The organism is Pseudomonas sp. Eth.TT006 (assembly GCF_054456575.1).
In genome coordinates, this window is sequence record NZ_JBTJEN010000002.1 from 475055 (window position 1) to 494356 (window position 19302).

Genomic DNA, 19302 nt, shown 5'->3' on the forward strand with positions numbered 1-19302 from the left:
CCGCTCCCACATTTGACCGTGTTCGACAGGTAACTGCGATCAAATGTGGGCGCGGGCTTGCTCGCGAAAGCGATAGCTCAAGCGACGCATAGCTCAGCTCCGATACTCCGGTCGCTCAGCCAACCCTTCCTTCAAAAAATCCACCAGCTTGCGCACCTTCGGCGACAGATGCCGCTGCTGCGGATACAACGCCCACACCGCCGTATTCGGCGGCTGATGCGCTTCCAGCAATGAAATCAACGCGCCGCTGTGCAAATGCTCAAGCACGTAATAGTCCGGCAACTGACACAGCCCGACCCCTTGCAGCGCCGCATCCAGCACCGCTTGCCCACTGTTGCAGCGCCAGTTTCCCTGTACGCGCTGGGAAAATTCCCGCCCGTTCTGTTCCAGTTGCCACAGGTCCGAGCTGCCGATCAGGCAATTGTGCCGACTCAATTCCGACAAACTATGCGGGCGACCATACCGTTCAAGGTAGGACGGTGACGCGCAAAGGTACATGCGCCGTGGCGCCAGTCGGGTGGCGACCAGTCGCGAGTCCTGCAGCCGACCGAGGCGGATCGCCAGATCCAGGCCTTCATGCACCAGGTCGAGTTGGCGATTGCTAAGCTCGATATCGACGCGCAATTGCGGGTATTGGCCCATGAATCGCGTCACCAACGGCACGATGAACCGCTCACCGTAGGCGACGGCGCAGGTCATGCGTAGCATGCCTTTGGGTTCGCTGGTCAGATCACCGACCGCGCGCAGGGCTTCTTCGCGACCGTCCTGCAGGCGCTGGCAGTGCTGCAGAAAAGTCTGCCCGGCTTCCGTCAGCGTGACGCGGCGGGTACTGCGATAGAGCAGCCGTGTCTGCAAACGCTCTTCCAGCCGTACGATTTGTCGACTGATGTGTGAGGAAGACACCCCAAGGCGTTCCGCTGCGGCGGTGAACTGGCTGCATTCGGCAACCGCGACGAACTCGTCGATGCCTTCCCAGCGATTTTCGGACATCGGGATTATCCCTGTATGGCAATAATGTTTTGCTTTGGTCCGGATTATTCATCAGATCGCGCTGTACTACACTGCCGGTCTGCTTTTTTATTCAATGGATTCACTGGAGAGTCAGCATGATCAAGTCGCGCGCCGCCGTTGCCTTCGAGGCCAAAAAGCCGCTGGAAATCGTAGAAGTCGATGTCGCCATGCCCAAGGCCGGTGAAGTGCTGCTGCGCGTGGTGGCTTCCGGGGTCTGCCACACAGACGCCTACACTTTGTCTGGCGCGGATCCGGAAGGCATCTTCCCGGCGATCCTCGGTCACGAAGGTGGGGCGATCGTTGAGGCCATCGGCGAAGGCGTGACTTCGGTCGCCGTCGGTGATCACGTGATTCCGCTGTACACCCCGGAATGCGGCCAGTGCAAATTCTGCAAGTCGGGCAAGACCAACCTCTGTCAGGCAATTCGCGCCACTCAGGGCAAAGGCCTGATGCCGGACGGTACTTCGCGTTTTTCCTACAAGGGCGAGACGATTTTCCACTACATGGGCACCTCGACTTTCTCCGAGTACACCGTGCTGCCGGAAATCTCCGTGGCGAAAATCGCCAAGGATGCGCCGCTGGAAAAGGTCTGCCTGCTCGGTTGCGGCGTGACCACCGGGATCGGTGCGGTAATCAACACTGCCAAGGTCAAGCCGGGTGATACCGTGGCAATCTTCGGCCTCGGCGGCATCGGTCTGTCCGCCGTGATTGGTGCGGTGAAAGCCAAGGCTGCGCGAATCATCGCCATCGACATCAACCCGGCCAAGTTCGAAATCGCCAAACAACTGGGCGCCACGGACTGCGTCAATCCGAAGGATTTCGATCGCCCGATCCAGGAAGTGATCGTCGACATGACCGATGGCGGCGTCGACTTTTCCTTCGAATGCATCGGCAACGTGCAACTGATGCGCGCCGCCCTTGAGTGCTGCCACAAGGGGTGGGGCGAATCGGTGATCATCGGCGTGGCCGGAGCCGGTCAGGAAATCGCCACCCGTCCGTTCCAACTGGTGACCGGTCGCGTCTGGCGCGGTTCGGCGTTCGGCGGCGTGCGTGGTCGCAGCGAACTGCCAAGCTACGTCGACATGGCCCAGAGCGGTGAGATTCCGCTGGATACGTTCATCACCCACACCATGGGCCTGGAAGACATCAACAAGGCGTTCGACCTGATGCACGAAGGCAAGAGCATCCGCACGGTCATTCATTTCTAAAAAGCAGCTCCAGGTTACAAGCTTCAAGCTGCAAGTCAGGGCGCTTTTGCCTGGCCTTGCAGCTCGAAGCTTGCCGCTTGCAGCTGGGAGAATCCCATGAGTCTGGAAAACATCTCCTGTCAGAAAAGTTTCGGCGGTTGGCACAAGCGCTATCGTCATCGCTCCGAGGTGCTGGGTTGCGACATGGTGTTTGCCGTGTACCTGCCACCGCAAGCGGAGCAGGGCGGCAAATTGCCGGTGCTGTACTGGTTGTCGGGGCTGACCTGCACCGACGAGAACTTCATGCAGAAGGCCGGCGCAATGCGCATGGCGGCCGAGCTGGGGTTGATCATCGTCGCGCCGGACACCAGCCCGCGCGGCCCGGACGTGCCGGGTGATCCGGACGGCGCCTGGGATTTCGGTCTCGGTGCCGGGTTTTATCTGAATGCCACGCAGGAACCTTGGTCGCGGCACTATCGGATGCATGATTATGTCGTGCAGGAATTGCCTTCACTGGTTGAAGCGCATTTCCCGGCGTCGGAAAAGCGCAGCATCAGCGGCCACTCCATGGGCGGCCACGGTGCGTTGGTCTGTGCGTTGCGCAATCCGGGGCGTTACCTATCGGTGTCGGCGTTTTCGCCGATCACCAATCCAATGGATTGCCCGTGGGGGCAGAAGGCGTTCTCCCGTTACCTGGGCGAAGACCGTTCGAAGTGGCGTGAATGGGATGCCTGTGCGTTGATCGCCGAGGCGAATGAAAAGCTGCCATTGCTGGTTGATCAGGGTGACCGCGACGACTTCCTCGCGACCCAGCTCAAGCCCGAAGCCCTGCAACAAGCTGCAAAACAGGCGGGCCATCCGTTGACGTTGCGCCTGCAGCCGGGCTACGACCACAGCTATTTCTTCATCTCAAGCTTCATTGACGGTCACTTGCAGCATCACGCACAAGCCCTTCGGAGCTAATGCAGGTAGAATCACGCCCTGACAAAAATCGGGGCGTTTTTTTATGCGTATTGGCCACGGCTACGATGTGCACCGTTTCGCTGAAGGCGATTTCATTACTCTGGGCGGCGTGCGCATTGCACACGGCTTCGGGCTGCTCGCTCATTCCGACGGTGACGTCCTGCTGCACGCCTTGAGCGATGCCTTGCTCGGCGCCGCCGCGCTGGGTGATATCGGCAAGCATTTCCCGGACACCGATCCGCAATTCAAGGGCGCCGACAGCCGTGTGCTGCTGCGCCATGTGGTTGCGCTGATCCACGCCAAGGGCTGGAAAGTCGGCAATGTCGACAACACCATCGTCGCCCAGGCGCCGAAAATGGCCCCGCATATCGAATCGATGCGCGCGCTGATCGCCGCCGATCTTCAAGTTGAGTTGGACCAAGTGAACGTGAAAGCTACCACCACCGAAAAGCTCGGCTTTGTCGGCCGTGAAGAAGGCATCGCCGTGCATTCCGTTGCCTTGTTGCTGCGCGCATGAACGAACTGCAACTGCTCGGCCCGCGCGCCTATGGCGAACCCCTCGGCACCGCGGTACTGAAAGCCATCGCCGAAGATTTTCAGGTCGATGAAGTACTCGACATCCCGTTCAGCGGCGATGGCGAACACCTGTGGATCTGGGTGGAAAAGCGTGGCCTGAACACCGAAGAGGCGGCGCGGCGGATTGCCAAGGCCGCCGGTGTGTCACTGCGCACCGTCAGCTATGCCGGACTCAAGGATCGCCAGGCGCTGACCCGCCAGTGGTTCAGCGTGCAACTGCCGGGCAAGGCGGATCCGGATCTGTCGGCGGCGGAAAACGACACGCTGAAGATCCTCAAGACCACCCGGCACAAACGCAAGCTGCAACGCGGCGCACATTCGGCCAACGGTTTCACTTTGCGCCTGACCCAATTCGCCGGCGACAAAGAAGCGATCGAACAGCGTCTGCAACTGATCGCCCAGCACGGCATTCCCAACTATTTCGGCACCCAGCGTTTCGGCCATGACGGCGGCAACGTCGTTGATGCGCGTGCCTGGGCGGCGCGCAAGGCGTTGCCAGAACAGCGCAACGTGCGCTCGCGGCTGCTCTCGACGGCGCGCAGTTTTCTGTTCAACCAGGTGCTGGCAGCGCGGGTGGCGGATGGCACCTGGCAGCAGGCGCAGGTCGGCGATCTGTTGGCGTTCACCGACAGCCGCAGTTTTTTCCCTGCCGGTGAAGCTGAATGCAGCGACCCGCGCCTGGCGATTCTCGATCTGCATCCGACCGGTCCGCAGTGGGGCGAAGGTGACTCACCGGCCGCCGGTGCTGTCCATGATCTGGAGCAGGGGATTGCTGCTCGCGAGGCAGATCTGCGCGACTGGTTGATCAATGCCGGAATGAGCCACGAACGGCGCATTCTGCGGCTGCCCATTGGCGGGTTGTCGTGGCATTATCCCCAGCCTGACATTCTGCAACTGGAATTCGTCCTCCCGGCCGGATGCTTCGCCACCGTATTGGTGCGCGAACTCGTTGATCTGGTGCCGGTGGGGCAGACGGACAGCCCATGCGTATTCTGATTTCTAACGACGATGGGGTAACCGCACCCGGTCTCGCCGCGCTTTATGCTGCGCTGGCGGATTACACCGAGTGCGTGGTTATCGCCCCGGAGCAGGACAAAAGCGGCGCCAGCAGTTCGCTGACGCTCGACCGTCCGTTGCACCCGCAATACCTGGCCAACGGTTTCATCAGCCTCAACGGCACACCCACCGACTGCGTGCACCTGGGCCTCAATGGTCTGCTGGAGCGCGAGCCGGACATGGTGGTTTCCGGGATCAACCTCGGCGCCAATCTGGGTGATGACGTGCTGTATTCCGGCACCGTGGCGGCGGCCCTCGAAGGACGCTTTCTTGAGCGTCCTTCGTTTGCGTTCTCGCTGGTGTCACGGCAGGTGGACAATCTGGCGACAGCAGCACATTTCGCGCGCAAACTGGTCGAGGCCCACGCCGGGCTGGACCTGCCACCGCGTACGGTACTCAACGTGAACATCCCCAATCTGCCAATCGAGCACATTCGTGGCATTCAGCTGACCCGTCTCGGCCATCGCGCCCGCGCGGCGGCACCGATGAAAGTGGTCGACCCGCGTGGCAAGGCCGGTTACTGGATTGCCGCTGCCGGCGATGCCGAAGATGGCGGCCCGGGCACTGACTTCCATGCGGTGATGCAAGGCTACGTGTCGATCACGCCATTGTTGCTCGATCGCACCTTCAACGACGCCTTCAGAAGTCTTGATGGCTGGCTGGAGGGACTGCGCTGATGGCCCGTGAACACGAAGACAGATTCCGCAGCGGCATTGGCATGACCTCGCAGCGCACCCGCGAACGTCTGATCCAGCGTCTCTATGAAGAAGGCCTGTCCAACGCCAAGGTGCTGGAAGTGATCCGCCGCACGCCGCGTCATCTGTTTGTCGATGAAGCGCTGGCGCACCGCGCCTACGAAGACACGGCGTTGCCGATCGGCCACAACCAGACCATCTCCCAGCCTTATATGGTGGCGCGCATGAGCGAGCTGCTGCTGGAGGCCGGGCCTCTGGACAAGGTGCTGGAGATCGGGACCGGTTCCGGCTATCAGACTGCAGTGCTGTCGCAACTGGTGGAGCGGGTGTTCTCGGTCGAACGCATCAAGGTTCTGCAGGACCGGGCCAAGGAACGTCTGCTGGAGCTGAACCTGCGCAACGTGGTGTTCCGCTGGGGCGACGGCTGGGAGGGCTGGCCGGCGCTGGCGCCGTACAACGGCATCATTGTCACCGCGGTTGCGACCGATGTGCCGCAGGCCTTGCTCGATCAACTCGCGCCGGGTGGGCGGCTGGTGATACCGGTGGGCTCGGGGGAAGTGCAGCAACTGATGCTGATCGTGCGTGAGGAGCATGGCTTTTCCCGTCACGTTCTGGGAGCGGTGCGCTTCGTGCCATTGCTTAATGGCCCGCTGGCCTGAGCATTTGTGCAAAGGCGCTGAATTCCTTTCGCCGGACTCGGTCTTACACCGGCGGCAAGGCGTTAAACACTACATATAGTCCACGGGCAAACGTGTGCGCGAGCGGTTTTCGCATCTTTAACGGTAAAGCCTGTTCGGCCCGTTATACTTGCGACACTGCTTGCCGAAAGACGGCATTCCATCTATTTCAGCCAGCACAAAGGGAGCGGCGGGTGAGTCTCACAGTCATAGCGCAGCGTATGGGTAACACGAGCTTTCAGCGCCTGGTGACTGGCCTTGTATTGAGCACCTTGCTGGTCGGTTGCTCCAGCACCAAATCGAGTAACGTGCGGGTGGTCGATCGCAACAATGCGGCGCCCCAGCGTCCTGTCGTCACGACCGGGCAGTATGTAGTCCGTCCGGGCGATACGCTGTTTTCCATCGCTTTTCGCTACGGCTGGGACTACAAAGCCCTCGCCGCGCGGAACAACATTCCTACGCCGTATACGATCCATCCGGGTCAGACAATTCGCTTCGACGGGCGCAGCGGTTCAACGCCGACGGCGGTGGTGAGCAGCGGCGGTTCTGCGCCATCCTCGTCGAGCAAAACCACGGTAATCCGGCGTCAGGCGAACGGCACGACGACCACCACGGTGACCGGCTCCGGTGCCGGTTCTGCGGGGGCTACACCGTCCGTCGCCAACAAACCGACCTCGGCTCCGCTGCCTCCAGCAGGGCCGGCCCCGACCGGCTGGGGATGGCCTTCTAATGGCATTCTGATTGGAAAATTCTCTTCAAACGGTAGTTTGAATAAAGGAATTGATATCGCCGGAGATTTGGGACAGCCTGTTTTAGCTGCGTCTGATGGGACGGTGGTTTACGCCGGGAGTGGCTTAAGGGGCTACGGCGAATTAGTCATCATCAAACACAGTGAAACCTACGTCAGTGCTTACGGACATAACCGCAGGCTGTTGGTACGGGAGGGGCAGCAGGTCAAGGTCGGACAGACAATTGCCGAAATGGGGTCAACGGGTACGGACCGGGTGAAACTGCATTTTGAGATTCGCCGACAAGGTAAGCCAGTCGATCCGCTGCAGTTCCTGCCCAGACGTTGATTTGAGGCCAGCCTGTTCCGTCGCGTAGAGGGGACAGGCTCCAGCGCTGCCAAGGATAAAGGCGTCGCTTGAGCTTGGGGTCGAACTCACCAAAGGACTATAACAATGGCTCTCAGTAAAGAAGTGCCGGAGTTTGACATCGACGATGAGGTTCTCCTGATGGAGGCCGGCATCGATTCGGAATCTTCGATGTCGAATGATGAAGGGGCTGCTCCACCTTCCGTTCGTTCCAGATCCAAACAATCCGCTTCACTTAAACAACACAAGTACATCGACTACACCCGGGCGCTCGACGCCACGCAGCTGTATCTCAACGAAATCGGCTTTTCCCCACTGCTCTCCCCGGAGGAAGAGGTTCATTTTGCGCGTCTGTCGCAAAGTGGCGACCCTGCCGGGCGCAAGCGCATGATTGAAAGTAACCTGCGGCTGGTCGTGAAGATCGCCCGGCGTTACGTCAATCGGGGGCTGTCGCTGCTGGATCTGATCGAAGAGGGCAACCTCGGCCTGATCCGCGCGGTGGAAAAGTTCGACCCTGAGCGCGGCTTCCGCTTTTCGACCTACGCGACCTGGTGGATTCGTCAGACCATCGAACGCGCGATCATGAATCAGACCCGCACCATCCGGTTGCCGATTCATGTGGTCAAGGAGCTCAACGTGTACCTGCGGGCGGCACGTGAGCTGACACAGAAGCTCGATCACGAACCCTCACCCGAAGAGATCGCCAACCTGCTGGAAAAACCGGTGGGCGAGGTCAAGCGCATGCTCGGCCTGAACGAGCGGGTGTCTTCGGTCGACGTCTCGCTGGGTCCGGATTCGGATAAAACCCTGCTGGACACCCTGACGGATGACCGTCCGACCGATCCGTGCGAACTGCTGCAGGATGACGATCTTTCGCAGAGCATCGATCAATGGCTCTCGGAACTCACCGACAAGCAGCGCGAGGTGGTGGTACGCCGCTTCGGTCTGCGCGGCCATGAAAGCAGCACGCTGGAAGATGTCGGCCTGGAAATCGGTCTGACCCGGGAACGGGTACGGCAGATCCAGGTGGAGGGCCTCAAGCGTCTTCGCGAAATTCTCGAGAAGAACGGTCTGTCGAGCGAGTCGCTGTTTCAGTAAGCACCTCTGCCGACCGCCTCAAAAAGCCCCGACTGGTTCGGGGCTTTTTGTTACCTGAAATATTTCCTGTAGGAGCTGCCGAAGGCTGCGATCTTTTGACTTTGTTTTTAAAGATCAAGATCAAGATCAAGATCAAGATCAAGATCAAGATCAAGATCAAGATCAAGATCAAGATCAAGATCAAGATCAAGATCAAGATCAAGATCAAGATCAAGATCAAGATCAAGATCAAAAGATCGTCCGAACGCGGCCCGAGCCTTCGGCAGCTCCTACAGGGCGGGATTTGTAGTCTGGCGGTGTAAGCCTTGGCTTACTCTTTCGTAAGTGTTCCCTATTTTTACAGGCCGGCAGACGTCGATTGCTCACGGCGTAGCAATCTAACTGGTTGATTTCCATATTTATTTTTTAATGTGAAGTGCTTATGACAGCATTTTTCGGCCATCACAGCCGATTGCTCCCTGCAGAGAAATCTCTAATATCAGCCCTGTGTCGACGGACAGACACGCCCTTCAAGGAGGAGGGGAAAGGACATTGCAGGACGCGATTCATCAGGACGATGAAAAGGAATACAGGGAATAGGGAAAAAATGTGGGCGGGTCATACCGCCCCTTTTTTTTGCCCGAAAAAAGTCAAAGCCAAAAGCAAAAAAAGGCCCGCAAGGGGCCTTTTCGGAACGCGCAGCAGATCAGCGTTCGAGATCTTTGATCTTGCCTTTGACGCCATCCCACTCTTCGGCATCCGGCAGCGATTCTTTCTTCTCGGTGATGTTCGGCCAGATTTCGGCCAATTCAACGTTCAGTTGAATGAACTCCTGCATCTCTTCCGGAACTTCGTCCTCGGAGAAGATCGCCACGGCCGGGCATTCTGGTTCGCACAGGGCGCAGTCGATGCACTCATCCGGGTGGATGACCAGGAAGTTCGGGCCTTCGTAAAAGCAGTCCACCGGACACACTTCTACGCAGTCGGTGTACTTGCACTTGATGCAGTTGTCGGTGACGACGAAGGTCATTTCTAATTTTCTCCTCAGGCGGCGGCAGCGTTGCCCCTTCACGGTTGGGGTCGCCAGGTTCGGGAGCGATGTCTGCCAGCCAGGCTATTAGCCAGCAGCATCCCGAACCGCGCGAGATTCTAACAGCTTGAAGCCGTTTGCGTTATATCCGGTTCTTCGCTGCTTAGATCCGGTTCTTAAGTGCATATAACAATTCGAGCGCACGACGCGGGGTCAGGTCATCGAGATCCACTTTCGCCAACTCATCCAGCACCGGATGCGGCAGGCTGGCAAACAGGTCGCTCTGCTGCGGCGCCGCCGGTTTGCCTTTGACGGCAGGCTTCGGTGCTTCATGCGGCAAGGCGGTGTCTTCCAGTCGGCTCAGGTGCTCACGGGCGCGCACGATCACTTCGCTCGGGACACCGGCCAGTTGCGCCACGGCCAAGCCGTAGCTCTGACTGGCAGGCCCTGGTAACACGTGGTGCAGGAACACGATGCGCTCGTTGTGCTCGGTGGCGTTGAGGTGCACGTTGGCCACCAGCGGCTCGGCTTCCGGCAATACTGTGAGCTCGAAATAATGCGTCGCAAACAGAGTATAGGCACGCAGTTGCGCCAGACGCTCGGCTGCCGCCCATGCCAGCGACAGACCATCGAAGGTGCTGGTGCCACGACCGACTTCGTCCATCAATACCAGGCTACGCTCGGTGGCGTTGTGCAGAATGTTGGCGGTTTCGCTCATCTCGACCATGAACGTCGAGCGGCCGCCGGCGAGGTCATCGCTGGAGCCGATCCGGGTGAAAATCCGGTCCACCAGCGACAGTTCGCAACTGGCTGCCGGCACAAAGCTGCCGATGTGCGCCAGCAGCACGATCAATGCGGTTTGCCGCATGTAAGTGGATTTACCGCCCATGTTCGGGCCGGTGATCACCAGCATCCGGGTGTTGTCATCCAGGCTCAGGTCGTTGGCCACGAACGGCGTGGTCAGCACTTGCTCGACCACCGGGTGACGGCCCTGGCTGATGCGCATGCACGGCTCGCTGACGAAGCGCGGGCAGTTCAGGTCAAGGTTCAGCGCACGCTCGGCAAGGTTGCTCAGCACGTCCAGCTCGGCCAGTGCCGCAGCGGTGTCCTGCAACGGCGGCAACTGGCTGATCAGATCTTCCAGCAGCGCCTCGTACAGCATCTTCTCGCGGGCCAGCGCGCGGCTCTTGGCCGACAGCGCCTTGTCTTCGAACTCCTTCAGCTCCGGAGTGATGAAGCGCTCGGCGCCCTTGAGGGTCTGGCGCCGGATGTAGTCTGCCGGAGCGGATTCAGCCTGTTTGCTCGGCAGCTCGATGAAGTAGCCGTGGATGCGGTTGTAGCCGACTTTGAGATTAGCCAGGCCGGTACGGGCCTTTTCCCGGGCTTCGAGGTCGATCAGAAATTGCCCGGCGTTTTCGCTCAGCGACTGCAGTTCATCCAGCTCGCTGTCGTAACCGGTTTTCAGCACGCCGCCGTCGCGAATCACCGCGGGCGGGTTGTCGATAATGGCTTTTTCCAGCAGCGCCGCCAGTTCCGGGTAGGTGCTGGTGGTGGTCGCCAGGCGCTGCAGGTGCGGCGCTTCCAGGTCGGTCATTGCCACTTGCAGCTGCGGCAGGGCACCGAGAGCGTCACGCAGGCGCGCGAGGTCACGGGGCCGCGCATTGCGCAGGCCGATCCGCGCGAGGATCCGCTCGATGTCGCCGATTTCCTTGAGCTGCGGCTGCAGCTTTTCGAAGCGATAGCCGTCGAGCAGGCAAGTGATCGAGGTCTGCCGCGCCAGCAGCACCGTCAGATCGCGCAGCGGACGGTTCAGCCAGCGGGTCAGCAGGCGGCTGCCCATCGCGGTCTGGCAGCGATCGACCACCGATTGCAGGGTGTTATCGCGACCGCCAGCCAGATTGGTGTCGAGTTCAAGGTTGCGGCGGCTGGCGCCGTCGAGCACCACGGTGTCATCCAGGCGTTCGTGACGCAGGCTGCGCAAGTGGGGCAGGGCGGTGCGCTGGGTCTCCTTGGCGTAGGCCAGCAGGCAACCGGCGGCGCCGATGGCCAAGGTCAGGGTTTCGCAACCGAAGCCTTTGAGGTCTTGCGTGGAGAACTGCTGGCACAGGCTCTTCAGCGCCGAGTCACGTTCGAAATCCCACGGTGCGCGACGACGCACGCCACGGCGTTTTTCCGCCGGCAGGTCTTTCGGCCAGTCGTCCGGGATCAGCAGTTCCACCGGGTTGACCCGCTCCAGCTCCGCCAGCAGGTTTTCCCAGCCCTTGATCTCCAGCACGCTGAAGTTGCCGCTGGTGATGTCCAGCACCGCCAGACCAAACAGGCGCTCGTCGCCCAGCACCGCGGCAATCAGGTTGTCGCGGCGCTCATCGAGCAGCGCTTCGTCGCTGACCGTACCTGGGGTGATGATCCGTACTACCTGACGCTCCACCGGGCCTTTACTAGTCGCCGGGTCGCCGACCTGCTCGCAGATCACTACCGACTCGCCGAGCTTGACCAGTTTCGCCAGATAACCTTCCGCCGCGTGGTACGGAATCCCGCACATCGGAATCGCCTGTCCCGCCGACTGCCCGCGCGCGGTCAGGGTGATGTCGAGCAACTTGGCAGCCTTCTTCGCGTCTTCATAGAAGATCTCGTAGAAGTCGCCCATGCGATAGAACATCAGCTGATCCGGGTGCTGATTCTTCAGGCGCCAGTATTGCTGCATCATCGGGGTGTGGGAGGACAGGTCGGAGACGGCTTTATTCATCGGATTGTCAGGTAACTCGTTAAATGATGTAGGGCAAAAGCGAGGGCAAGCGCCGGGCTTTTCCGCGATGGACGCAAGGTTACCATGGGCGGTCTGCTCGACGCAGGCATGACGGCCCGCTGACACGTTCTGCGTTTATTTGTGACTTATGCACGATTTATGCAAATCAGCATTTGTCTTCGGAAAAAACTTCAAGCACTATGCGCCTTATGCAAAAACGCAACGTATCCTCCGTCTTAAGAGCACTGCTCGACCAGCACGGGATCTCCCCCACGGAGCTCCACCGTCGCACCGGCGTGCCTCAATCAACGCTCTCGCGGATTCTCAGCGGGAAGATTGTCGATCCTTCGGATAAACACATCTCGAAGATCGCCGAATACTTCAATGTGAGCACCGATCAACTGCGCGGCCGCGTAGATGTCGCAATCGCGACTGGCGGCGCGCGCGACGACGTGCATGCAGAACTCAAGGACATAAGCCTGTGGGACGACGATACTCCTGTCGATGACGACGAGGTGTCGGTGCCCTTTCTTCGCGAGGTTGAATTGGCTGCTGGATCAGGAAGATTCGTCATTGAAGAGAGCGAGCGCTCTAGCCTGCGCTTCGGCAAGCGCAGCCTGCGCCATAACGGTGTGCAGTTCGACCAGGCCAAGTGTGTGACAGTGCGTGGCAACAGCATGTTGCCGGTGTTGCGTGACGGTGCCACCGTCGGGGTCAATGCGGGCAAGTGCGGCATCGGCGACATCATTGATGGCGACCTGTACGCGATCAATCACAACGGTCAGTTGCGGGTGAAGCAGCTCTATCGCCTGCCGACCGGCATCCGTCTGCGCAGCTTCAACCGCGATGAGCATCCGGACGAGGACTACAGCTTCCAGGATATGCAGGATGAGCAGATCGTCATCCTCGGCCACGTCTTCTGGTGGGGCATGTACGCCCGCTGACCTGAACCCCTTCAGATAAAAACCCGCCTCGGCGGGTTTTTTTTCGCCTGTGCAAAATCCCCGAACCCTTGCACGACGGGGCTCCCATGCACCCGAGCATTTCTTGTGCATAAATAAATGCATTTACGCATTGACTGTATATGCATCCATGCATATTCTTGCCACCAAGCCGCTCGACAAAGCGGCTGGCAACAACAGCTCTTTAGTTCCACAAGAACAGGCAGCGATGAACCGGCCTCAACGGTTCAGAGGGTTGGCAACTGACCCGGGTGTGCAGCGTAAAGCACCAGAAGCAGTTATCCGGCGGGCAGGGACCGCGGTCGGAAAAACAATTTGAATGGACTCGTACCGCGCCAGTAGCGCCGAAAAGTCAGCTTCCTTCTTGAACACAGGATTTGAAGGAAGGCGAAGGAGCGCATTACTGAAAAGCCCGGTGCATAGCCGGGCTTTTTGGAATGCCTACCTGAAGAGACATCGCTTGAACCCAACACTCAACATTAATCAACTGAAAACAGGAGGCGTGACATGACAACCGAGCAACAAGCATTGGCCGACATGCCAATCTGGCTGGTCATCCTCCTTGCTGTCGTGGGCGGGGTGTCTGGCGAAATGTGGCGCGCCGACAAGGAGGGCGCCCGCGGCTGGTCATTGCTGCGGCGTCTGGCCCTGCGCTCCGGCGCCTGCATGATCTGTGGCGTGTCGGCAATCATGCTGCTGTACGCCGCCGGGCTGTCGATCTGGGCCGCCGGTGCATTCGGCTGCCTGACCGCGATGGCCGGCGCCGACGTCGCCATCGGCCTGTACGAACGCTGGGCCGCCAAGCGGATTGGCGTTTGCGAAGTTCCACCGCACGATCCTTCATCCGAACAATGATCATTGAGAAGAGAATGACAGACCATGAATGACGAAGACTTGGCGGCGCTGAACAGACTCATTGCCGCCCTGCAGGTTCAGACGGACAGCCAAACAGCCTTTAATGCTTCCATCAGATTGCTGGCTCAGAGCAATCAGGCGCTGGTTGACCTGATCAAAAGTCGTGAGCCGGATCCGAATGCGCCACCCTACCTGGACGGTACGCCGGCGCCCTGAACGCACCGGTTCATCCTTCCAGAAACAACCAACCGAGCAACACCCACAACCCCGCATCCGCGGGTTTTTTTATGTTCGCTGGAGAACGCCAGATGTCGATCCTTACCCAAGGTACTCAAATTTTCGCCCTCGTGCCGCCGACCACCGGTTCCGGTCCTTACACCGTGCTGGAAGTCGAGCACGCCACCTCTTTCGATCCGGGCGGTGCACCTGCCGAACAGATCGAGGACACCACGCTTGATGCCCAGGAACGTACCTACAAGAAAGGTCTTCGTACACCTGGTACGGCCAGTCTGGGTCTCAATGCCGATCCGACCAATGCCAGTCACATCCGTCTGCATCAATTGTCCGAAGCCAATGGCGACACCAGCATCAAATGGGTGGTGGGTTGGTCGGATGGCAAAGACGTTCTGCCAACCGTCAATACTCAAGGCAATGCCTTTGAGTTGCCGACCACTCGTACCTGGTTCACCTTTGATGGTTACGTCTCGGACTTCCCGTTCAATTTCGCCTTGAATGCTGTAGTGACCACTACCGTCACCATCCAGCGCACCGGCGGTTCCGCCTGGATCAAGAAAGCCTGAGGCCAATCATGAACCTCAAACAGTTGAAAGCCCGGGGCGGCATTGTCGATGGCCAGCCCGTCAAGAAAGAAGTGAGCTGGAAGCATCTGGATGCCGAGTCGGGCCAGGAAGTGACCGACTCGTTCACATTGCATATCCGTCGTCAGTCGTTCGGCGTCATCGAACGGCTTTTCGCTCAGGATGAAACCGAGCAAAGCCGCAACGCGAGCTATCTCGCGGCCTGCGTTTCGCTTGGTGATGACGGTATGGAAGCGCTCGGCTACGACGATGCTTACAACCTTGAGCCATCGTTGGGGTTCCTGATGCTCAACGCCGTCAATGAGGTCAATGGCACTGGCGGTGTCGCAGCAAAAAACTGACGGCCGCCGATGAGTTCTGGCACGAACTGGTGCTGAACGGAGTCGGCGGCCGGACGATTGCCGAAGCCAAGGAACGCATGACCTACCACGAAGCCCTGGCGTGGGGCCGCTATATCGATCGATATGGCTCGCTCCACGCCGGTAGGCGGCTGGAGGCGGGCAGCGCGCTGGTCGCGCTGCAAATCCACCGGCTGGGCGGCGGAATGGCGGAGCTGCTGGACTTCATGCCTCATGAGCATCGCCAGGGACTTTCTCTCGAGCGTGCTCTTGAGCAGTGGCGATAGGCGTTCATTTACATGACCCGTTTCGGCGGGTTTTTTCTTAACCCGGAGAAAAGCACATGGCAGTTACTTCTTCAGCAGGGTTGACGCCTAATCTCAACGGCCTTGAACAAGCGTGGACCCAGGCGTCGCGTATCACCGAACAAAAGCTGCGTCAGATGCAAAAACAGATCGAAGACGCGGCAAAGAAAATCGGCGTGACGCTGAATGCGTCCGCCAGCTCGATAACCCAGGCAAATATCGCGACCTATGTCGATGTTCAGGAAGAAGCCAGGAAGCAAATCAATTATTCCGATGACTTTGACAAGTCGCGACGTGCCGGTGCACTTGCGGCTGCACAAGTTGGAATGGGTGCCCGAGAAAGCGCGCGGGCGCAGGCACTGAGTGATATCGACCAGAACTATGCTTTGGCGCGCAAGAAGCTGGACATGCCTTCGGCAGGAGGCGGTGACCCTCGGGAGGGGGCCGATTACCTGGCCAGTCTCGATGCGTTGAAAGCCAACCACGATCAACTGACCCTGCAAGTTCAAAGCAACTATGAGGCGATGACGGAGGCTCAGGGCAACTGGATCAACGGTGCCACATCGGCCTGGGACGACTACCTCGACAACAGCGCGAATGTGGCCGGCAAGTCCAAGGAGGTCTTCACCAAGGCTTTCAATACCATGGGCGACGCCGTGAGCACGTTTGCGATGACGGGGAAGTTCTCGTTTTCCGACTTTGCCAAATCGGTACTCGCCGATATGGCCAAACTGGCGGCGCAGACGGCTGTTTCCAGCGGTTTGAGTTCGCTGTTCAGTCTGGTCGGGTCGGCGGCATCGTCGATGTTTGGCAGTACAACTGCACCAACACCGCAAACATTCAAACTGGATGACATGAGTACGACTTACGTCCCGCAACTCGACGTGTCGAACGTTTCCTTCCACGCCAAGGGCGGTGCTTTCACCAACGGTATCGCCACCGGGCCGACCCTGGCCCCGATGGCAATGTTCGGTGAAGCCGGACCGGAAGCCATCATGCCGCTGAGTCGCAGTTCCGATGGCTCCCTCGGCGTGCAGGTGCAGGGCGCCGGTCTGGGGGGGACCAGCAGTCAGCAGGTCGTGATTCAGCAAACCATCAATGTGGGCGATAGTTCGGGTGCAGCGGCGAGCGGGGATATGAACTCGCAGACCGTCGCTAAGGCTTATGCCAGCGCCGCCAAGCAGGGCGCTGCCGAGCAGATCGCCCGTGACCTGAAACCGGGCGGCCAGATCTGGTCGGCCATCAACGGCCGCTGAATATCAGTGGCCGCAACGGTTCACGCCCGGAGGAAACATGACAACAGAAACATTCACCTGGACACCGAAAGTCGAACCCGTCGGCAACGTCGAATTTCGTCTCAAGTCCGCAAAGTTCGGCGATGGATATCAGCAGGTGGTGCAGGACGGAATCAACAACAGATCTCAGTCCTGGCCGTTGACGTTTGTCGGTGATGAGACGCGGATCAAAACCATTGTGCAGTTCCTTGATCGCCACGCTGGTGCTACACCGTTTTACTGGACGGCACCCTTGGGCGAACCTGCTCTCTTCCGTTGCAAGGGTTATCAGCCGAGCCCGCTGGGGGCTGGCTTGTACAGCCTTGCGGCGACCTTCGAGCAGGCCTTTCATCCATAAGACGCTGACGGCGCTGAATGCCACGACTACAACCCCGCTTCAAGCGGGGTTCTCTTTGCCCGGAGATTCACATGTCCATTACTGCAGATATCCAGGCGCTGGAGCCCGGCGCCTGGGTCGAACTGTTCGAGCTCGATGCCACCAGCCTCGGCGCCGAGTTGTACCGCTTTCACGGCTATCCCCAGCAATCCTCGATTTTCTGGCAAGGCCTTGAGTATTCACCCTGGCCAATCCTGGCCGAGGGGTTCGAAATGACCGGGCAGGGCACGCAACCGACGCCGACGTTGTCGGTGGGCAATGTGGGCGGTTTCATTACGGCTCTGGTGCTGTATTTCCAGGATCTGGTCGGGGCGCGGTTGATCCGTCATCGCACCTTGGGCAAATACCTTGATGGCCAGCCGGAAGCCGATCCGGAAGAAGAACTGCCACCCGACCTCTGGTACATCGAGCGCAAGCTCAGTGAAGACAGCGAAGTAGTGAAGTTCGAACTGGCCAGCGCACTGGATTTCAACGGCGTGCAATTGCCACGTCGGCAGATTGTCGCCAACGTTTGCTGGTGGCTCAGTTGCGGCGGTTACCGTGGCCCTTATTGCGGTTACAACGGTGGTCCGGTGGCAGACGCCAATGACGTGATCGTCACTGACGCCGCCAAGGACAAGTGCGGTGGTCGCCTGAGCAGCTGCAAGCTGCGTTTCGGCGAAAACAATCCACTGCCCTACGGTTCGTTTCCCGCCGCCGGCCTGATTCGGGGTTGATCATGAATAAGGCAATACTGGCCGCCATCGAGCGTCACGCCGTCGCTCAATACCCCGACGAGTGTTGCGGTCTGTTGATCCGCGAAGGGCGTCAACAGCGATATGTACCGTGCCGCAATACCGCGACCACCCCCAGCGAGCACTTTCGTCTGGCACCGCAGGATTATGCGGCGGCCGAAGAGTGCGGCGAGGTTCTGGCGGTGGTGCACAGTCATCCGGATTATCCGGCGACAGCCAGTGAGGCGGATCGGGTCGCCTGTGAAGCCTCCGGTTTGCCCTGGCACATACTGGAAGTACGTAAAGGCGATGATGGGACGGTCGGCAAAGGCGAACTGGTCAGCATCGCTCCCATGGGTTATCTGGCGCCCTTGATCGGGCGGGATTTCGTCCATGGTGTGCATGATTGCCTGAGCATCATCCTCGATTACTACCGCCGGGAAATGGGCATTGAACTGGGCAACTATCAGCGTGAAGACGGCTGGTGGAACAAGGGCGGCAATCTCTATCTCGACAATCTGCCCGCCGCCGGTTTCGAACTGGTCAGCCGGCTGCAACAGGGCGATGTCGTATTGATGCAGATCCGCTCGCCAGTGCCCAACCATGCCGCCATTTATCTGGAAGATGGCGTGCTCAACAGCGAGCCGGATCACTTTCCGGCGCCGGGTTCGATCCTGCATCACTTGTATGGACGCGACAGCCGTCGCGACATCTACGGCGGGTATTGGGCAGAGGTGACGGTGAGTTGCTGGCGGCATCGTTCGAAGATGTCCAGTGCGACTGTCTGATCCCCGAACAACGGATTTAATACCACATTGGAGTTCTTCTCCTGGAGCCGTGAGATGAATCAGCAAAAACTCAGAACCATCCGCCTCTACGGCACCCTGGGGGCCAGTTTCGGCCGTGTACACCGGTTGGCCGTCAGCAACGCGGCGGAAGCCATTCATGCGCTGTGCATTTTGATCCCGGGTTTCGAGCGCTTCCTGATGGAATCAAAGGATCGTGGGATGGCGTATTCGGTCTTTCTAGGACGCGAAAATATTGGCCATGACCGGCTCAAGGCACCGAGTGGCAGCACGGATATCCGTATTGCGCCGGTGATGACAGGCAGCAAGCGGGCGGGGTCGTTGCAGACCATCATCGGTGTTGCGCTGGTCGTCGCAGCCTCCTACTTCACCGGAGGAATGGCTGCAGGTGGCACAGGTCTGCTGGGCACAGGGGCCGGTGCGGGCTGGACAGCGGCTGCGAATGTCGGGATTGCAATGGCAATGGGCGGCGTCATGCAAATGATGTCGCCGCAGGCCAAGGGACTAGGCTCCATGGATGCTCCCCAGAATCGTGCCAGCTACAGTTTCAACGGGCCGGTCAATACCAGTGCCCAAGGCAATCCCGTGAGCCTTCTTTACGGTCAGATGATTGTCGGCAGCGCCGTGATCAGCGCCGGCGTTTACGCCCAGGATCAGCTCTAGCGTTACACGTTTCAATGATTTCCATCCAGCCCGCCCGGTGCGGGTTTTATTTCGCCTGA

Annotated in this window: 23 protein-coding genes; 20 read left to right on the forward strand and 3 right to left on the reverse strand. The window is 59.4% G+C overall.

All coding sequences use genetic code 11. The annotated features are described in order from the left end of the window. Window positions 1-93: 93 nt before the first annotated feature. Window positions 94-990, reverse strand: coding sequence for a LysR substrate-binding domain-containing protein (locus ACXR0M_RS05310; RefSeq protein WP_250603115.1), 897 nt, complete (start codon window positions 988-990; stop codon window positions 94-96). Between the two features lie 116 nt (window positions 991-1106). Here ACXR0M_RS05310 and ACXR0M_RS05315 point away from each other — a divergent pair, with 116 nt between their 5' ends. From ACXR0M_RS05315 to ACXR0M_RS05355, 9 genes are all read left to right on the forward strand, one after another. Beyond that, on the forward strand, window positions 1107-2219 hold the full coding sequence (locus ACXR0M_RS05315) for an S-(hydroxymethyl)glutathione dehydrogenase/class III alcohol dehydrogenase (RefSeq protein ID WP_458830583.1): 1113 nt from the start codon (window positions 1107-1109) through the stop codon (window positions 2217-2219). Between the two features lie 96 nt (window positions 2220-2315). After that, the gene (gene fghA, locus ACXR0M_RS05320; RefSeq protein WP_458830585.1) at window positions 2316-3161 is read left to right on the forward strand and encodes an S-formylglutathione hydrolase; all 846 of its coding nucleotides are present in this window, start codon (window positions 2316-2318) and stop codon (window positions 3159-3161) included. Between the two features lie 43 nt (window positions 3162-3204). Then, window positions 3205-3678, forward strand: a complete 474-nt coding sequence (gene ispF / locus ACXR0M_RS05325) for a 2-C-methyl-D-erythritol 2,4-cyclodiphosphate synthase (protein ID WP_007907189.1) — start codon at window positions 3205-3207, stop codon at window positions 3676-3678. After that, entirely contained in the window at window positions 3675-4733 is a 1059-nt protein-coding gene (gene truD, locus ACXR0M_RS05330; RefSeq protein ID WP_458830587.1) for a tRNA pseudouridine(13) synthase TruD, read from the forward strand. Before ispF ends, truD begins: the two co-directional genes overlap by 4 nt. After that, the gene (surE, locus tag ACXR0M_RS05335) at window positions 4721-5470 is read left to right on the forward strand and encodes a 5'/3'-nucleotidase SurE (RefSeq protein ID WP_458830589.1); all 750 of its coding nucleotides are present in this window, start codon (window positions 4721-4723) and stop codon (window positions 5468-5470) included. The genes truD and surE overlap by 13 nt, the downstream gene beginning before the upstream one ends. 41 nt (window positions 5471-5511) lie before the next feature. Continuing rightward, window positions 5512-6147: a protein-L-isoaspartate(D-aspartate) O-methyltransferase gene (locus ACXR0M_RS05340; protein ID WP_458830816.1), complete on the forward strand. Its 636-nt coding sequence runs from the start codon at window positions 5512-5514 to the stop codon at window positions 6145-6147. A 212-nt stretch (window positions 6148-6359) separates the two neighbouring features. Beyond that, complete coding sequence (locus tag ACXR0M_RS05345; RefSeq protein WP_458830591.1) at window positions 6360-7241, forward strand: peptidoglycan DD-metalloendopeptidase family protein; 882 nt, start codon at window positions 6360-6362, stop codon at window positions 7239-7241. A gap of 105 nt (window positions 7242-7346) precedes the next feature. Then, entirely contained in the window at window positions 7347-8357 is a 1011-nt protein-coding gene (gene rpoS / locus ACXR0M_RS05350; protein WP_458830593.1) for an RNA polymerase sigma factor RpoS, read from the forward strand. A gap of 95 nt (window positions 8358-8452) precedes the next feature. Then, window positions 8453-8659 (forward strand): hypothetical protein, encoded by a 207-nt coding sequence (locus ACXR0M_RS05355; RefSeq protein ID WP_458830595.1) that lies wholly within the window; start codon window positions 8453-8455, stop codon window positions 8657-8659. 383 nt (window positions 8660-9042) lie between these two features. Here the strand turns inward: ACXR0M_RS05355 and fdxA are convergent, their stop codons facing one another. Further along, window positions 9043-9366 (reverse strand): ferredoxin FdxA, encoded by a 324-nt coding sequence (gene fdxA, locus ACXR0M_RS05360; protein WP_007908827.1) that lies wholly within the window; start codon window positions 9364-9366, stop codon window positions 9043-9045. Between the two features lie 163 nt (window positions 9367-9529). Further along, a complete protein-coding gene (gene mutS / locus ACXR0M_RS05365) occupies window positions 9530-12112 on the reverse strand; it encodes a DNA mismatch repair protein MutS (protein WP_458830597.1) in 2583 nt (860 codons plus the stop codon). Between the two features lie 209 nt (window positions 12113-12321). On the opposite strand from mutS, the gene ACXR0M_RS05370 reads away from it, so the two are divergent. The 11 genes from ACXR0M_RS05370 (at window position 12322) to ACXR0M_RS05420 (ending at window position 19243) form a co-directional block, all read left to right on the forward strand. Beyond that, window positions 12322-13056: a LexA family transcriptional regulator gene (locus tag ACXR0M_RS05370; RefSeq protein WP_458830599.1), complete on the forward strand. Its 735-nt coding sequence runs from the start codon at window positions 12322-12324 to the stop codon at window positions 13054-13056. A gap of 525 nt (window positions 13057-13581) precedes the next feature. Further along, window positions 13582-13929, forward strand: a complete 348-nt coding sequence (locus ACXR0M_RS05375) for a phage holin family protein (RefSeq protein WP_458830601.1) — start codon at window positions 13582-13584, stop codon at window positions 13927-13929. 24 nt (window positions 13930-13953) lie between these two features. Continuing rightward, entirely contained in the window at window positions 13954-14145 is a 192-nt protein-coding gene (locus ACXR0M_RS05380; protein ID WP_458830603.1) for a hypothetical protein, read from the forward strand. 92 nt (window positions 14146-14237) lie between these two features. After that, window positions 14238-14729: a phage tail tube protein gene (locus ACXR0M_RS05385; protein WP_458830605.1), complete on the forward strand. Its 492-nt coding sequence runs from the start codon at window positions 14238-14240 to the stop codon at window positions 14727-14729. A gap of 8 nt (window positions 14730-14737) precedes the next feature. Then, entirely contained in the window at window positions 14738-15088 is a 351-nt protein-coding gene (locus tag ACXR0M_RS05390) for a phage tail assembly chaperone family protein, TAC (protein ID WP_458830607.1), read from the forward strand. Window positions 15089-15117: 29 nt separating this feature from the next. Then, window positions 15118-15372 carry a hypothetical protein gene (locus tag ACXR0M_RS05395; RefSeq protein ID WP_458830609.1) on the forward strand — a complete coding sequence of 85 codons (255 nt, stop codon included), beginning with the start codon at window positions 15118-15120 and terminating at the stop codon, window positions 15370-15372. A 56-nt stretch (window positions 15373-15428) separates the two neighbouring features. Beyond that, window positions 15429-16646 (forward strand): phage tail tape measure protein, encoded by a 1218-nt coding sequence (locus ACXR0M_RS05400; protein WP_458830611.1) that lies wholly within the window; start codon window positions 15429-15431, stop codon window positions 16644-16646. Between the two features lie 37 nt (window positions 16647-16683). After that, complete coding sequence (locus tag ACXR0M_RS05405) at window positions 16684-17022, forward strand: phage tail protein (RefSeq protein ID WP_458830612.1); 339 nt, start codon at window positions 16684-16686, stop codon at window positions 17020-17022. A gap of 71 nt (window positions 17023-17093) precedes the next feature. Next, window positions 17094-17777, forward strand: coding sequence for a phage minor tail protein L (locus ACXR0M_RS05410; RefSeq protein ID WP_458830614.1), 684 nt, complete (start codon window positions 17094-17096; stop codon window positions 17775-17777). Between the two features lie 2 nt (window positions 17778-17779). Further along, complete coding sequence (locus ACXR0M_RS05415) at window positions 17780-18562, forward strand: C40 family peptidase (RefSeq protein WP_458830616.1); 783 nt, start codon at window positions 17780-17782, stop codon at window positions 18560-18562. A gap of 54 nt (window positions 18563-18616) precedes the next feature. After that, a complete protein-coding gene (locus ACXR0M_RS05420; RefSeq protein ID WP_458830618.1) occupies window positions 18617-19243 on the forward strand; it encodes a tail assembly protein in 627 nt (208 codons plus the stop codon). Window positions 19244-19302 lie beyond the last annotated feature (59 nt).

Excerpts from the sequence above, each read along its gene's own strand:
- ispF (WP_007907189.1), top strand. The coding sequence starts at position 3,205 with ATGCGTATTGGCCACGGCTACGATGTGCACCGTTTCGCTGAAGGCGAT.
- fghA (WP_458830585.1), top strand. The coding sequence starts at position 2,316 with ATGAGTCTGGAAAACATCTCCTGTCAGAAAAGTTTCGGCGGTTGGCAC.
- surE (WP_458830589.1), top strand. The coding sequence starts at position 4,721 with ATGCGTATTCTGATTTCTAACGACGATGGGGTAACCGCACCCGGTCTC.
- ACXR0M_RS05340 (WP_458830816.1), top strand. The coding sequence starts at position 5,512 with ATGACCTCGCAGCGCACCCGCGAACGTCTGATCCAGCGTCTCTATGAA.
- fdxA (WP_007908827.1), bottom strand. The coding sequence starts at position 9,366 with ATGACCTTCGTCGTCACCGACAACTGCATCAAGTGCAAGTACACCGAC.
- ACXR0M_RS05315 (WP_458830583.1), top strand. The coding sequence starts at position 1,107 with ATGATCAAGTCGCGCGCCGCCGTTGCCTTCGAGGCCAAAAAGCCGCTG.
- rpoS (WP_458830593.1), top strand. The coding sequence starts at position 7,347 with ATGGCTCTCAGTAAAGAAGTGCCGGAGTTTGACATCGACGATGAGGTT.
- truD (WP_458830587.1), top strand. The coding sequence starts at position 3,675 with ATGAACGAACTGCAACTGCTCGGCCCGCGCGCCTATGGCGAACCCCTC.
- mutS (WP_458830597.1), bottom strand. The coding sequence starts at position 12,112 with ATGAATAAAGCCGTCTCCGACCTGTCCTCCCACACCCCGATGATGCAG.
- ACXR0M_RS05390 (WP_458830607.1), top strand. The coding sequence starts at position 14,738 with ATGAACCTCAAACAGTTGAAAGCCCGGGGCGGCATTGTCGATGGCCAG.
- ACXR0M_RS05380 (WP_458830603.1), top strand. The coding sequence starts at position 13,954 with ATGAATGACGAAGACTTGGCGGCGCTGAACAGACTCATTGCCGCCCTG.
- ACXR0M_RS05385 (WP_458830605.1), top strand. The coding sequence starts at position 14,238 with ATGTCGATCCTTACCCAAGGTACTCAAATTTTCGCCCTCGTGCCGCCG.
- ACXR0M_RS05410 (WP_458830614.1), top strand. The coding sequence starts at position 17,094 with ATGTCCATTACTGCAGATATCCAGGCGCTGGAGCCCGGCGCCTGGGTC.
- ACXR0M_RS05420 (WP_458830618.1), top strand. The coding sequence starts at position 18,617 with ATGAATCAGCAAAAACTCAGAACCATCCGCCTCTACGGCACCCTGGGG.
- ACXR0M_RS05405 (WP_458830612.1), top strand. The coding sequence starts at position 16,684 with ATGACAACAGAAACATTCACCTGGACACCGAAAGTCGAACCCGTCGGC.
- ACXR0M_RS05370 (WP_458830599.1), top strand. The coding sequence starts at position 12,322 with ATGCAAAAACGCAACGTATCCTCCGTCTTAAGAGCACTGCTCGACCAG.
- ACXR0M_RS05375 (WP_458830601.1), top strand. The coding sequence starts at position 13,582 with ATGACAACCGAGCAACAAGCATTGGCCGACATGCCAATCTGGCTGGTC.
- ACXR0M_RS05310 (WP_250603115.1), bottom strand. The coding sequence starts at position 990 with ATGTCCGAAAATCGCTGGGAAGGCATCGACGAGTTCGTCGCGGTTGCC.
- ACXR0M_RS05400 (WP_458830611.1), top strand. The coding sequence starts at position 15,429 with ATGGCAGTTACTTCTTCAGCAGGGTTGACGCCTAATCTCAACGGCCTT.
- ACXR0M_RS05415 (WP_458830616.1), top strand. The coding sequence starts at position 17,780 with ATGAATAAGGCAATACTGGCCGCCATCGAGCGTCACGCCGTCGCTCAA.